At 35.5% G+C, this 12387-nt stretch carries 16 protein-coding genes; 8 read left to right on the top strand and 8 right to left on the bottom strand.

The genetic code is table 11. The features are described 5' to 3' along the window. The first annotated feature begins 139 nt into the window (after positions 1–139). The 4 genes from rnm (at position 140) to galU (ending at position 3575) form a co-directional block, all read left to right on the top strand. The gene (rnm, locus tag E2R68_RS08950; protein WP_134277355.1) at positions 140–985 is read left to right on the top strand and encodes an RNase RNM; all 846 of its coding nucleotides are present in this window, start codon (positions 140–142) and stop codon (positions 983–985) included. 62 nt (positions 986–1047) lie between these two features. Further along, positions 1048–1668, top strand: coding sequence for an L-threonylcarbamoyladenylate synthase (locus tag E2R68_RS08945; RefSeq protein ID WP_134277354.1), 621 nt, complete (start codon positions 1048–1050; stop codon positions 1666–1668). Positions 1669–1779: 111 nt separating this feature from the next. Further along, complete coding sequence (gene rluB, locus E2R68_RS08940) at positions 1780–2652, top strand: 23S rRNA pseudouridine(2605) synthase RluB (protein ID WP_134277353.1); 873 nt, start codon at positions 1780–1782, stop codon at positions 2650–2652. A 92-nt stretch (positions 2653–2744) separates the two neighbouring features. Beyond that, positions 2745–3575: a UTP--glucose-1-phosphate uridylyltransferase GalU gene (galU, locus tag E2R68_RS08935; RefSeq protein ID WP_134277352.1), complete on the top strand. Its 831-nt coding sequence runs from the start codon at positions 2745–2747 to the stop codon at positions 3573–3575. Positions 3576–3671: 96 nt separating this feature from the next. Here galU and murQ read toward each other — a convergent pair whose 3' ends face one another. Further along, complete coding sequence (murQ, locus tag E2R68_RS08930) at positions 3672–4565, bottom strand: N-acetylmuramic acid 6-phosphate etherase (RefSeq protein WP_134277351.1); 894 nt, start codon at positions 4563–4565, stop codon at positions 3672–3674. 86 nt (positions 4566–4651) lie between these two features. Here murQ and E2R68_RS08925 point away from each other — a divergent pair, with 86 nt between their 5' ends. Both E2R68_RS08925 and E2R68_RS08920 read left to right on the top strand, forming a co-directional pair. Beyond that, on the top strand, positions 4652–5146 hold the full coding sequence (locus E2R68_RS08925) for a CidA/LrgA family protein (RefSeq protein ID WP_134277350.1): 495 nt from the start codon (positions 4652–4654) through the stop codon (positions 5144–5146). Next, positions 5146–5826, top strand: a complete 681-nt coding sequence (locus E2R68_RS08920) for an LrgB family protein (RefSeq protein ID WP_134277349.1) — start codon at positions 5146–5148, stop codon at positions 5824–5826. The genes E2R68_RS08925 and E2R68_RS08920 overlap by 1 nt, the downstream gene beginning before the upstream one ends. Positions 5827–5888: 62 nt before the next feature. Here the strand turns inward: E2R68_RS08920 and purN are convergent, their stop codons facing one another. Together purN and purM are read right to left on the bottom strand one after the other, a co-directional pair. Continuing rightward, positions 5889–6542, bottom strand: coding sequence for a phosphoribosylglycinamide formyltransferase (gene purN / locus E2R68_RS08915; RefSeq protein WP_134277348.1), 654 nt, complete (start codon positions 6540–6542; stop codon positions 5889–5891). 4 nt (positions 6543–6546) lie between these two features. Continuing rightward, complete coding sequence (gene purM / locus E2R68_RS08910; RefSeq protein WP_134277347.1) at positions 6547–7587, bottom strand: phosphoribosylformylglycinamidine cyclo-ligase; 1041 nt, start codon at positions 7585–7587, stop codon at positions 6547–6549. A gap of 280 nt (positions 7588–7867) precedes the next feature. Here purM and E2R68_RS08905 point away from each other — a divergent pair, with 280 nt between their 5' ends. Then, positions 7868–8917, top strand: a complete 1050-nt coding sequence (locus E2R68_RS08905) for a DUF2066 domain-containing protein (protein ID WP_134277346.1) — start codon at positions 7868–7870, stop codon at positions 8915–8917. Between the two features lie 8 nt (positions 8918–8925). After that, entirely contained in the window at positions 8926–9654 is a 729-nt protein-coding gene (hda, locus tag E2R68_RS08900) for a DnaA inactivator Hda (protein ID WP_134277345.1), read from the top strand. Positions 9655–9709: 55 nt separating this feature from the next. On the opposite strand, the gene E2R68_RS08895 is transcribed toward hda, so the two are convergent. Genes E2R68_RS08895 through E2R68_RS08875 form a run of 5 tightly spaced genes read right to left on the bottom strand, consistent with a single transcriptional unit; the run spans position 9710 to position 12286 of the window. Beyond that, positions 9710–10090: a DUF2069 domain-containing protein gene (locus E2R68_RS08895; RefSeq protein ID WP_134277344.1), complete on the bottom strand. Its 381-nt coding sequence runs from the start codon at positions 10088–10090 to the stop codon at positions 9710–9712. A 42-nt stretch (positions 10091–10132) separates the two neighbouring features. Continuing rightward, positions 10133–10483 (bottom strand): arsenate reductase (glutaredoxin), encoded by a 351-nt coding sequence (arsC, locus tag E2R68_RS08890; RefSeq protein WP_134277343.1) that lies wholly within the window; start codon positions 10481–10483, stop codon positions 10133–10135. A gap of 26 nt (positions 10484–10509) precedes the next feature. Further along, a complete protein-coding gene (locus E2R68_RS08885; protein WP_134277342.1) occupies positions 10510–10962 on the bottom strand; it encodes a YcgN family cysteine cluster protein in 453 nt (150 codons plus the stop codon). An 11-nt stretch (positions 10963–10973) separates the two neighbouring features. After that, positions 10974–11999, bottom strand: a complete 1026-nt coding sequence (locus tag E2R68_RS08880) for a lytic murein transglycosylase (RefSeq protein WP_134277341.1) — start codon at positions 11997–11999, stop codon at positions 10974–10976. Further along, positions 11999–12286, bottom strand: a complete 288-nt coding sequence (locus E2R68_RS08875) for a YcgL domain-containing protein (protein ID WP_134277340.1) — start codon at positions 12284–12286, stop codon at positions 11999–12001. Before E2R68_RS08875 ends, E2R68_RS08880 begins: the two co-directional genes overlap by 1 nt. Positions 12287–12387: the final 101 nt, after the last annotated feature.

Raw genomic sequence — 12387 nt, 5'->3', positions numbered from 1 at the left:
TGCTCGCTTATGAGAATGAGTGCCACCAAGAATCTTTAAGAGTAATTGTATAAGAAATCATATATTATCTATCCCGTAATTATTAGAAGCTATTTTTTTGCATTATGCTTTTAATGTCAAGGTGATTTTTAGGATATTCATGTTAATTGATCTTCACTCACATACTAAAGCCTCAGATGGGCAGCTTACACCAAGTGAATTAGTACAACGCGCTGAAAATAGACAAGTTCATTTTTTAGCCATTACTGATCACGATACGGTTGATGGATTAGCTGAAGCAAAACAGTATATTCAAGATAATAATTTAAAACTGCAATTAATAAATGGTATTGAAGTGACAACTAATTGGTTGAATCATGAAATCCATGTTGTGGGCGTTAATATTGATCCAACTCATCCAGCATTGATTGAATTAATAAAAATACAAAAAGAAAAACGTGAACAACGTGCCATTGAAATGGGACGTCGTTTAGCAAAAGCCAATATTGATAACGTTTATGAAGGTGCCAAAGCATTAGCGGGAGATGGTGCTATTACGCGAGCTCATTTTGCGCGTTATTTAGTTGAAATTGGCATCGCTCCTACTTTCCCCAAAGTATTTGATAAATATCTTAGCCGCGGTAATACAGGTTATGTTCCTCATGATTGGGTCGATTTAGCTGAAGCAATTACTGTTATTCAGGCGGCTGGTGGACAGGCTATTCTTGCTCATCCTGATCATTATAAGCTATCTAATAAATGGTTAAGAAAATTACTTATTACTTTTAAAGCTGCTGGTGGTGATGCAATGGAAGTGGCGATGGGGCAACAATCTCCACAAATGCGTTTACAATTAGGCATGTGGAGTAAAGAATATGATTTACTTGCTTCGCAGGGCAGCGACTTTCATTTTGTAGGGCGCTGGAGAGATTTAGGGAAAAGTCTATTTTTACCTGATATTTGCCTACCAGTTTGGCATAATTGGCCTGCTTGTCAGACACAATAAATAGCAAACTATGTTTAACCCAATTTTTATCTAACATTTAAGAGATGTTTAAAGAGTAATTTATGAGTCAGTTTTTTTATGTACATCCTGATAATCCCCAAAAGCGATTAATGAAACAGGCTGCTGAAATAATCAATAAAGGTGGGGTCGTTATTTATCCAACCGATTCAGGGTATGCACTTGGTTGTGGTATTGATAATAAACGAGCGTTAGAACGTATTTGTCATATCAGAGATTTATGTAAAAAACATAACTTTACTTTAGTGTGTAAAGATCTCGCCGAGATTGCTGTTTATGCTCGTGTTGAAAATGCTGCATATCGAATGTTAAAAAACAATACGCCGGGCGCTTATACGTTTATTTTTAAATCGACTAAAGATTTACCTAAACGTTTAATGAATCCAAGTAAGCGTACTATCGGTATTCGTATTCCTGATAATGCGATTGCTTTAGCGTTATTAGAAGAGTTAGATACACCTTTAATGACAACTAGCCTTATTTTACCTGGCAAAAACACAACTGAGTTTGATCCAGAAGAAATTAGAGATCAGTTAGAACATCAAGTTGATTTAATCATCAACGGTGGTTATTTAGGTGAAGCACCTACAACAGTGATTGATTTGTCTGAAGATGAAGTTGTTATTTCAAGAGAAGGGGCGGGTGATTTAACACCTTTCCTATAAATAAAAATATAAGTAGTTATATAAAATATTAGTAGTGCTCGTTTTTAGCAGTCACGCTAAAGTGACGATACTATTTATTGGCATAATGAGAATTACCCAAAGGAATTTAAAATGAGTGAAAAATTACAAAAAGTCTTAGCACGTGCAGGATTAGGTTCTCGTCGTAAGATGGAAACAGTGATCGAAGAAGGGCGTGTTAGTTTAGATGGTAAAATTGTTGCCTTAGGCGAACGTGTCACACAAGAGCAAGTGATCCGTGTTGATGGTCATGTTGTTAAATACCAAGCTGCTGAAAGCGTTGTTTGTCGCATTTTAGCGTATAACAAACCTGAAGGTGAAGTTTGCACACGTAGTGATGAAGAAGGACGAAAAACGGTATTTGATCGTTTACCACAACTAAAAGGGGCGCGTTGGATTTCAATCGGTCGTCTTGATATTAATACATCTGGTTTATTGTTATTTACTACTGATGGCGAATTTGCCAATAAAATGATGCATCCAAGCCAACAAATTGAACGTGAATATGCTGTTCGTGTTTTTGGTGATGTAACTGAAGCTATATTAAATCGTTTACGCATGGGCGTTCAGCTTGAAGACGGTGAAGCGAAATTCTTAGATATTAAAGAGCATGGTGGAGAAGGCATTAACCGCTGGTTCCATGTTGTATTAACTGAAGGCCGTACACGTGAAGTTCGTCGTTTATGGGAAAGTCAGGGGTTGCAAGTTAGCCGTTTAATGCGTGTTCGTTACGGCAATATTATTTTAAATAATCAATTACCTCAAGGTGGGTGGCAAGAACTGTCACTAAAAGAAGTTAACTACTTACGTAAACTGGTGAATATGCCACGCGAAACAGAAACTAAAGTTCGTGTAGACACCAATAAAATTTCTAACCCTCAGGCGAGAATTCGTCGTGCTGTGAAAAAACATAATCAGCACCGTAAAGCGGGTGAACGTCGTCGTGTTACACGAACCAGAAGCTAAAGACTTAATATTGTTGTATTTTTTCATGTAATCGTCATGCAAAAAAAGATATAGTTATTTTAAGTCAATGAATTATTAAGAGGATGTGAAATATGATCAAGAAATGTTTATTCCCTGCAGCAGGTTACGGTACACGTTTTCTTCCTGCAACTAAATCTATGCCAAAAGAAATGATGCCACTTGTTAATAAACCTTTGATTGAATTTGGTGTTGATGAAGCAATTGAAGCTGGTATGACTGGAATGGGTATTGTTGTTGGTCGTGGCAAACACTCTATCGCGGATCATTTTGACCATAATTATGAATTAGAAAATGAAATTAGTGGTACGCCAAAAGAAGAGAAACTAAAAGATATCCGTAAAATTATGGATAACGCTCGTTTTTCTTTTATTCGCCAGCGTCAAATGAAAGGTTTAGGGCATGCAATATTAATTGGTAAAGAGTTGATCGGAGATCAACCTTTTGCTGTCGTACTTGCTGATGATTTATGTATCAATCAAGAAGGTGACGGTGTTCTAAAACAAATGGTGGCTTTGTACCAACAATTCCGTTGTTCTATTGTTGCTGTAGAAGAAGTACCTGAAGAAGAAATTCATAAATATGGTGTGATTAAAGGCTCTATCATCCGTGATGATATTTATCGTGTTGATGATATGGTTGAAAAACCTGCTCCAGGTACTGCACCAAGTAATTTGGCGATTATTGGGCGTTATATTTTAACTCCTGATATTTTTGATATTCTAGAAAATACAAAACCAGGTAAAGGCGGTGAAGTGCAAATTACTGACGCTTTATTAGAGCAAGCTAAATCTGGTTGTGTATTAGCGTATAAATTTAAAGGTAAGCGTTTTGATTGTGGTAGTGTTCCTGGATATATTGAAGCGACTAACTATGTATATGAAAATATTTATAAAGATGAGTAAAACCTTTAATTAATTTATTTGTTGTAAATATAGCCCTGCATTGTCAGGGCTTTTTATTACCATTATTCTATTATCGCAATCGCAATGTAATTGCTATTAAATACACTGTCGAATAAAGCCTTTATTCTTTTGTAAGTTATGTTTTGCTTGTTGCACATCAACGCCTGTTAAGATCATTACAATGGCTGTTTTACAATGATTACCTGAATCCATTAGTGCTTGCTCTGCCTTTTCTCTACTGCAATCTGTTGCTTCCATTATAATTTTCTTTTGTCGCTCAATAAGTTTTGCATTGGTTGCTTGTACATCTACCATTAAGTTGCCAAATACCTTACCACTTTTGATCATTGCACCTGTGGTTAGCATGTTAAGCACCATTTTTTGTGCGCTACCTGCTTTCATTCTGGAAGAGCCTGTAACAACTTCAGCCCCTACAATAATATCTAATGCAATATCAGCAATTTTTGCCATTTCACTATTTTGATTACAACATAGGCTAATGACTGTACAGCCTAACTGTTGTGCATATTGCATTGCACCAATAACATAAGGTGTTCGACCACTTGCGGCGATACCAACTAAAATATCGTTACTATTCATCTGTATTTTTTGTAAGTCTTCTTTACCTGCTTGTGTATTGTCTTCTGCATTCTCAACTGCTTTTAATATCGCACTTTTACCGCCAGCAATAAGTCCAATGACTTGTTCTTCTGGGCTACCAAAAGTAGGAGGACACTCACTTGCATCTAAAATACCTAAACGTCCTGATGTTCCTGCTCCACAATAAATTAAGCGGCCACCGTTATCTAATGCTTGTTTAATGGCATCTACAGCTTGTGCTATTTGCGGCAAAATCGTACTAATCGCAAGCGCTACTTTTTTATCTTCATTATTGATAATAGTGAGCATATCTAAGGTTGATAATGTATCGATATTCTCACTGGCTTTATTGCGACTTTCAGTTGTAAATTGTTGTAAAGATAAGCTCATAATAGGCTCTTAAGTTTAATAGTTTTTAACTCATAGGAAGTAAGTTGTTATACTAACAGCTCATTAAATAGAGTTGAATTGATATCATGGTTAAACAGGTTAATAAACATCCTCCAAGAGCAGAAGAACAAGCTGAAATAGTACTTTCTAATGATGTAAAAAATGATAAAAAGTTAGCCGCAGCTAAAGCTTTAAATAAAAAGCAAGATACGGCCCGTTTTGTCAAAAATAGTTTACAAATTTTATTAGGACTGTTGATTATTATGCTTTTTTTATCAATTGCTAAGGTCATTATTGGTTATTTTCAAAGTACTTTTCCTGCATCTATATTAGCCATGTTAATGCTATTTGTTGCGCTGTCATTGGGGGTAGTAAAATTAACTTGGATTGAGTTTACTGGGAATTTAATATTAAAATATTTAGCGTTATTATTTATTCCAGTTGGTGTTGGTTTGATTAATTATTTTGATTTGATTGCAGCTCATTGGTTAGTGATTGTTTTTTCTTTATTTTTTACCACGTTATTAACTATGTTTCTGGTAGGGCATTGTTATCAGTGGTTAGTTAAAGAGGAAAAATAATGTTTATTTATATTGCAGCACCACTGACTTTGTTATTGTTTTTTATGTCTAAAAAACTATACACATTAAAACCAATTGCATTATTAAATCCCGTACTTGTTACGATTTTTAGTTTAATTGCAGTTTTGTTAGCATTTGATATTTCTTTCATTGAATATCAGCAAGGTACTAAATTAATCACTGCGTTATTAGAGCCTGCTATTGTTGCGTTGGCTGTTCCCTTATATCTACAGTTACGAGTGATCCAGTCTCGCCTTAAATATATTTTGAGTGCCTGTTTATTAGCTGTGTTTGTGGCTTTTACTTGTGCATTTTTCATTATGCCGTTCCTTGGAGCTGATTTGATCACTGCAGCCTCTTTTGCGGCTCAATCTGTTACTACGCCTATTGCCATGGGGATCAGCCAAAACTTGAATGGTATTGTTTCATTAACTGCTGCGATGGTTATTTTTGTAGGAATTATCGGTGCAAGCATAGGCATACCATTTTTAAAATTATGCAGAGTACATAATAAACAAGCAATAGGTGTTGCAATAGGCTGTGCTTCACATGCATTGGGGACAGCAAAAGCATTGGAAGAAGATGAAGAATCGGGAGCTTTCTCATCTATAGCATTAATTATTTGTGCCATATTATCTGCGGTATTAATGCCTTTTTTATACCATTTAATTATTCAATAATGATAAAAAAACCGAAGCAAGCTTCGGTTTTTTAAGTTGATAATGCGTTTAATTAATAGTGATTAATCAGGCGCATAACCAAATTCACCAAGCTGTTTACCATCCAATAAAGCATAGTTATCTTGCATAACTAAACGTCCATCAATAAACCACGAAGCAGCAAGTGCATAAATTTGGTGTTCTTGTGTTAATACGCGTTCTGCTAATTCTTGTGCATTATCTTCTTCGAAGATAGGAACTTTAGCTTGTAACACGGTTGGTCCACTGTCTAACTCTGGTGTCACAAAGTGTACCGTCGCACCATGTTCTTTTTCACCAGCATCGATAGCGCGTTGGTAGGTATTTACACCTTGATATTTTGGTAACAAAGACGGATGGATGTTTAGCATTTTACCTGAATATTGGTTAACAAAATCTGGTGTTAAAATGCGCATAAATCCAGCCAATAAAATAAGATCTGGCTGCAGTTTATCTAACTCTGCTGTTAACAACCTATCGTATTCTTCACGTGAACTAATACCTTTGCTTTCAATTAAGATCGCGGGGATATTAGCTTCAGTAGCACGTTGTAATCCATAAGCATCTGTTTTATTGCTGATAACTGCAATGATTTCGATGTTATGATTATTGACTTGTTGCTTATGTAATTTATCGATTAGTGCTTGCAGGTTACTGCCGTTACCAGAGATAAGTACAACTATCTTTTTAGTTACCATGATATTATTTTATCTCTACTTGAGATTCACCTTCAGCTGCATCTTCGATATGACCTAATACCCAAGCATTTTCACCTTGTGCATTTAAAATCTCAACTGCTTTGTCTTTTTCAGCAGCAGGAACAACGATCATAAGCCCAACACCACAGTTGAATGTACGGTACATTTCTTCTGTTTCAACGTTACCATTTTCTTGTAACCAGTTAAAAATTGCAGGCCATTCCCAACTGCTTCCATCAACAACCGCTTTACTGCCAGCTGGTAATACTCGTGGGATATTTTCCCAGAAACCACCACCGGTAATATGTGAGATAGCATGTACTGGACAGTTTTTAATTAATTCTAATGTTGATTTAACATAAATTTTAGTTGGTGTTAATAGAGTGTCACCTAGCGTAGAGTCACCGAATGGTGCGCTTGTGTCTGCTTTTGATACTTCTAAAATCTTACGTACTAACGAGTAACCGTTCGAGTGAGGACCACTTGAACCTACTGCGATTAAAGCATCACCAGCAGCAACTTTAGTACCATCGATAGCTTCTGACTTTTCAACAACACCAACACAGAAACCTGCGATATCGTAATCATCACCTTCGTACATGCCTGGCATTTCAGCAGTTTCACCACCGATTAATGAACAGTTTGATAATAAACAACCCTCACCGATACCTGTTACTACGTCTGCTGCTACGTCTACATCTAATTTACCTGTTGCATAGTAGTCTAAGAAGAATAGTGGCTCAGCACCTTGTACGATAAGATCGTTTACACACATTGCAACTAGATCGATACCTACAGTGTCATGTTTTTTAAGGTCAATTGCTAAACGTAATTTTGTGCCAACACCATCAGTGCCCGCAACTAATAATGGCTCTTTATAACCAGTTGGCAGTTGACATAAAGCCCCAAAACCACCAAGTCCGCCCATTACTTCTGGACGTTTAGTGCGCTTTGCTACACCTTTAATACGTTCAACTAATGCTGTACCTGCGTCAATATCAACACCAGCGTCTTTGTAGCTTAAAGAGTTTTTTTGGTTGCTCACTTGTATTCCCCACAAAATAGAAGTTAAAAGCGAATATCGCTTTAAAAAGTTTAGAAGGTAAAAATTGCGCGTATTTTAGCATTTATATGACTAGGATCGAATTATTTCTGATAAGAATTTGTACTTTTAATGTAAGTTTTTACATATCTGGCGCCTAAGCTGTTAAATCAGGCTAATTTTTAAGTTATTTTATTGCATATTGATTCACTGATACTTGCATTAACACAAGATCTGCTTATGATCTGTTTTATATAAATAATTAAAATGGTTGTGTAAGTAGATGAAAATTAATGTGTTGGTACGTGTTGTTGCTGTAATAAGTATATTTTTTTCGGTGCACAGTATCGCTTTACCTGAAATAAGCCCATATAAAGGCTTAGTCTTAGCGCAGGGAGCGAATGAAGGAGAATTAAGAGAGCAAGCTTTACAGCAAGTGCTCATTAAAGTTTCTGGTAACATCGATGTTAATAAATTAGATGAAAGTAAAGCGCTAACAAAACATATCTCTTCTATATTATCGCAATTCGGTTACCAACAAATTGGTAATGCTCGTTTTTACTATGCTCTATTTGATTCACGCAAAATTAATAAAGCTTTAGTTGATATGCAACAACCTATTTGGGGAGAAACTCGTCCTAAACCTTTAATTTGGTTAGTTAATGAAGACAGACAAATTACTTCAGAGCATATGATAAATAGCAGTCAAGATAGTTCTATTTCTTGGGGATTAACAAAATCACAATTAACACGAGGTATTAGTGCACAATTTCCATTAATTGATTTAGATGACTCACTTGCAATTAGAGCATCAGATATAAGCGGACGTTTTTATCAAACCATTGCAAATGCTTCAAAGCGTTATGATGCTGAATATTTTGTATTAGCTAATTTAGTAAAAACAGGCGATGGTAAATCACAATTAAAATGGGAATTAGTGCAATACAATGCGCAAAGTAAAAAAAGTAAGGTGTTAATAAAACAAACAAATAGAGGCTCTAAATCGTATGTAATGTCTATTATGCTCAGTGATATTGCTGATTATTATGCAAAACAATTTGCCATTTTAGAAAATAATGGAGAAAAATTAACACAGGAATTAAATGTTAAAAATATTAATTCTTTAAAAGATTTAACAGGTTTAAATTCATTATTAGATGGCTTAAATGCAGTAGACTCTTTTGAAATTGTCTACATCTCAGAACATCAAGTAAAAGTGTCAGTGACACTGAAAGGTGGTTTGATGAGTTTAAAGAATGCCTTGAATGTACAAACACATTTACAAAAAGATTTGTCGTCAGGATCTACATTCTTTTATAAATGGAAACCATAGAGAATTTAATGCCTCAAGATGAATTACGATTTCAATATCCATTATTAGCGTTAAAATTTCCAGACGATGAAACGTTTGCTAGTTTTTACCCAGGACAAAATGCTGAACTATTAACCCTACTTAAAAATAGTGTAGTAGGGATAGGTGAGCCTATTTTGTATATGTGGGGAGAATCTGGAAGTGGCCGCTCACATTTATTACATGCTTTATGTTCTGAAATTGATGAACGTGGAGAAAGTGTTGCTTATATTCCCTTGCATCATCACCGCAGTATGACCTTAGATATTTTTGAAAATATGGAAAATGTTACTTTAGTTTGTATTGATAATGTAGATGCAATTGCTGGTAATAAAAAGTGGGAAAAAGCATTATTTGATTTTTATAATCGCTGGTTAGACAACAAAGAGCATAGAGTCCCTGGTGCGAGCTTAGTTATTGTTGCTAGTGACTTACCAAAGCAAATTGGTATTGAGTTGGTCGATCTTGTTTCCCGTTTAGAGTGGGGGGCTTGTCACCACTTGGAGCCTCTTACCGATGAAGAGAAATTAGGTGCATTACAATTGCGAGCACAATTAAAAGGAATGCGTTTGCCAATTGATGTTGGTCGCTTTTTACTTAATCGACTTTCTCGTGAAATGTGCATGTTATTGAATACATTAGATCAATTGGATAACGCTTCATTGGAAGCAAAACGTAAACTAACCATCCCCTTTGTAAAAGATGTCTTACGTTTATAGCCTAAAAGATAAAGCCACTCAGCGAGTGGCTTTATCTTTTTAATAGTATTTAAAATTATTCTTTAGATTTCTTTTTACGAATACTTAATCCTAGTTCTCGCCCTTTATGTTTAGCAAAATAAATATTACCCGCTAAAAATAAACTCGCTAAAATTAACTCAATAATGGCTAATCCTAGTTCTGCACCACTCATTAATATGACACACGCGTGCATAACATATATGAGCGAAATAAAACCACTCCAAGCATAAGTGTATGGATTACCTTTAAGGATCCCTTTTAATGGGAATAAGAGTGGAATAAACCAAATGGCCGTTATCAACCATGGATTAATATCTAATGCAGGTGGGGATAAATACAGATGCCAAATAGGTACCAATAATAACAGTCCAAAATACCCACATTGTGCAAGACGTTGAAATTGTAAAGTGCTCATCTAAATCCTTTTAGTTAATACGCTAAATAGTGGTAACGACAGTTAAAGGATCGCTAATACCGATTCTGGCGGACGACCGATCGCTGCTTTTCCATTAGCAACGACAATAGGCCGTTCAATTAATGATGGATTCGCATGCATTACTGCTATTAATGCCGATTCATCTTCTTCAGATGCAAGGTTTAACTCTCTATATAGTTTTTCCTTTGTACGCATTAATTGTCGAGCAGAGGTAAAGCCTAATTGTGAAATTAACTGTTTAATTGTTTCATTTGATGGCGCAGTTTCTAAATATTTTATTATTTCAACATCATGCTGAGTATTTTTAACTAAAGCTAATGTTTCACGGCTTTTAGAGCAACGTGGATTATGGTAAAAAATAATACTTGTCATAATAACCTCTTTATTTATTAAATTGCTTATTCGGCAGGCCAAATTGCAATGTAATCTTCTAATTTTTCAGGATCTATTTGCGTTTCGGAAATGATTTTTCCACGAATAGAATGCCCGCCTTTGTGCATCGCCGATTGATTTCCTGTAAGTAAAGGGTGCCACTGTGGTAGGGGCTTTTCTTCTATCAATAACTTATAAGCACAGCTTGCTGGTAACCAGTGAAATTGCTCAACATCCTCTAATGAAATTTTCACACAGTCAGGCACTAACTTAAAACGTTTTTCATATTTTCTGCATTGGCATGTTTTAGTGTGTAGGAGATGACAAGCTACATTAGTAAAATGCAACTCTTCTGTTTCATCATCAATAAGTTTATTAAGACAGCACTTTCCACAACCATCACAAAGTGATTCCCATTCGTTCTGAGACATTTGAGAAAGCGTTTTTTTTTCCCAAAATTTTTCTGTTACATTTTTCATTAAATAGAGCCTTATTCAACAACTATTTTAGGATGTTGGATACGTTCAGATAAATAACTTACAGCGGTTGCAAAGTAATAAGAACGATTCCAATGCATTAGTACTTTGTAATTGTTATAGGCTAAATAAACTCGTCCATTTTCATCATCAGGGATAACAACAGAAGCTTGTAAATCAAAATCTGGTAAGTCTTTTCCATCATATCGGCGAACACCTAATGCTTGCCATTCCTTTAATGATTTCTGTTGTCTAATACCTGCTAAGCTTTTATCGAAATCATTCGGTAGTTTGACTTGGCGTCCCCATGTTTGCTGGTCATTCCAACCTTCTGTTTTAAGGTAATTTGCTGCTGAAGCGAATACGTCTGCAGGTGTATTCCAAATGTCTTTTTTACCATCACCATCATAATCAACTGCATAGTTTAAGTAAGAAGTTGGCATAAATTGAACTTGTCCCATGGCACCTGCCCATGAACCAATAAATTTATCTTGGCTAATATGGCCTTCTTCTAAAATAGTTAATGCGGCAAATAATTGCTTTTTAAATAACGCTTCTCGGCGACCTTCATAAGCCATAGTTGTTAATGAGGAGATAATATAATGACGACCCGTCAATTTACCAAAGTTAGTTTCAATTCCCCATAAGGCAACAATAAAGCGCGGTTGCACACCGTATTCTTTTCCAATTTTGTGTAATAACTTATAGTGTTTTGTGTAGGCATCACGTGCTTGCTGGATTTTCCAATTAGGCACAGCTCGTGGAATATAAGTATCTAGCGTCATTTTAAACTCGGGTTGTTCTTTATCTGAAGAAACACTCCGCTGTAGAAATTCAACGTTTTCAAAAGCTGAATCAATCACGCCTTTATCGATACCTAAAGTGAGGGCTTCTTGTTTCAGGTTCTCTACGTATTGAATAAATGAAATATTACGTTCAACGCTCGCAACACTGGTTGTTGAATACCCCAATAAGACTAAAACTGGCAGTATGCTTAGGTAACGAACAATTTTTTTTGAAAATAAACTTATTTTTTCCATTATTGCGATTCCTGTTTTTTTTGTGTCCAATTTTTATGCTCTTTTAAATGATCAACTGGCGGTGGTGGCAATTGTAAATAAAAGCCGGCTCTACTGACTTCTTGTATCACTTTTGTTGCATCTGCCATAACCATTTTTGTGTTTTCAGTGATATTTAATATAGTCACCAATTTTGGTGGGCCAAATTGTTCTAGCAAAGGAGTGGGGACTTGCTCAAAGTCATCTCGTTTTGCAACAAAAAGGTAGGTCTGTGGTTTACGGATACTTTTATATACAGCACATAACATAATACTTATCTAGCCCTTTACTTGCCTAATGTTGATGCAAACTATAACATGCATAAGCGTTTATTTTTTATAGAAATTCGCTGAATTTTATGTCAAATGAT

This window comes from Psychromonas algarum (assembly GCF_004376845.1).
In the GTDB taxonomy this organism is placed as follows: Bacteria; Pseudomonadota; Gammaproteobacteria; order Enterobacterales; family Psychromonadaceae; genus Psychromonas.
This window is presented reverse-complemented; position numbering and strand designations above follow the sequence as displayed.

What these genes read in the sequence shown, in the direction of transcription:
- E2R68_RS08880 (WP_134277341.1), bottom strand. Translation starts at nt 11,999, where the DNA reads ATGGAAAAAATAAGTTTATTTTCAAAAAAAATTGTTCGTTACCTAAGC.
- E2R68_RS08945 (WP_134277354.1), top strand. Translation starts at nt 1,048, where the DNA reads ATGAGTCAGTTTTTTTATGTACATCCTGATAATCCCCAAAAGCGATTA.
- E2R68_RS08885 (WP_134277342.1), bottom strand. Translation starts at nt 10,962, where the DNA reads ATGAAAAATGTAACAGAAAAATTTTGGGAAAAAAAAACGCTTTCTCAA.
- rnm (WP_134277355.1), top strand. Translation starts at nt 140, where the DNA reads ATGTTAATTGATCTTCACTCACATACTAAAGCCTCAGATGGGCAGCTT.
- hda (WP_134277345.1), top strand. Translation starts at nt 8,926, where the DNA reads ATGCCTCAAGATGAATTACGATTTCAATATCCATTATTAGCGTTAAAA.
- rluB (WP_134277353.1), top strand. Translation starts at nt 1,780, where the DNA reads ATGAGTGAAAAATTACAAAAAGTCTTAGCACGTGCAGGATTAGGTTCT.
- E2R68_RS08875 (WP_134277340.1), bottom strand. Translation starts at nt 12,286, where the DNA reads ATGTTATGTGCTGTATATAAAAGTATCCGTAAACCACAGACCTACCTT.
- murQ (WP_134277351.1), bottom strand. Translation starts at nt 4,565, where the DNA reads ATGAGCTTATCTTTACAACAATTTACAACTGAAAGTCGCAATAAAGCC.
- E2R68_RS08925 (WP_134277350.1), top strand. Translation starts at nt 4,652, where the DNA reads ATGGTTAAACAGGTTAATAAACATCCTCCAAGAGCAGAAGAACAAGCT.
- galU (WP_134277352.1), top strand. Translation starts at nt 2,745, where the DNA reads ATGATCAAGAAATGTTTATTCCCTGCAGCAGGTTACGGTACACGTTTT.
- purN (WP_134277348.1), bottom strand. Translation starts at nt 6,542, where the DNA reads ATGGTAACTAAAAAGATAGTTGTACTTATCTCTGGTAACGGCAGTAAC.
- E2R68_RS08895 (WP_134277344.1), bottom strand. Translation starts at nt 10,090, where the DNA reads ATGAGCACTTTACAATTTCAACGTCTTGCACAATGTGGGTATTTTGGA.
- E2R68_RS08920 (WP_134277349.1), top strand. Translation starts at nt 5,146, where the DNA reads ATGTTTATTTATATTGCAGCACCACTGACTTTGTTATTGTTTTTTATG.
- arsC (WP_134277343.1), bottom strand. Translation starts at nt 10,483, where the DNA reads ATGACAAGTATTATTTTTTACCATAATCCACGTTGCTCTAAAAGCCGT.
- E2R68_RS08905 (WP_134277346.1), top strand. Translation starts at nt 7,868, where the DNA reads ATGAAAATTAATGTGTTGGTACGTGTTGTTGCTGTAATAAGTATATTT.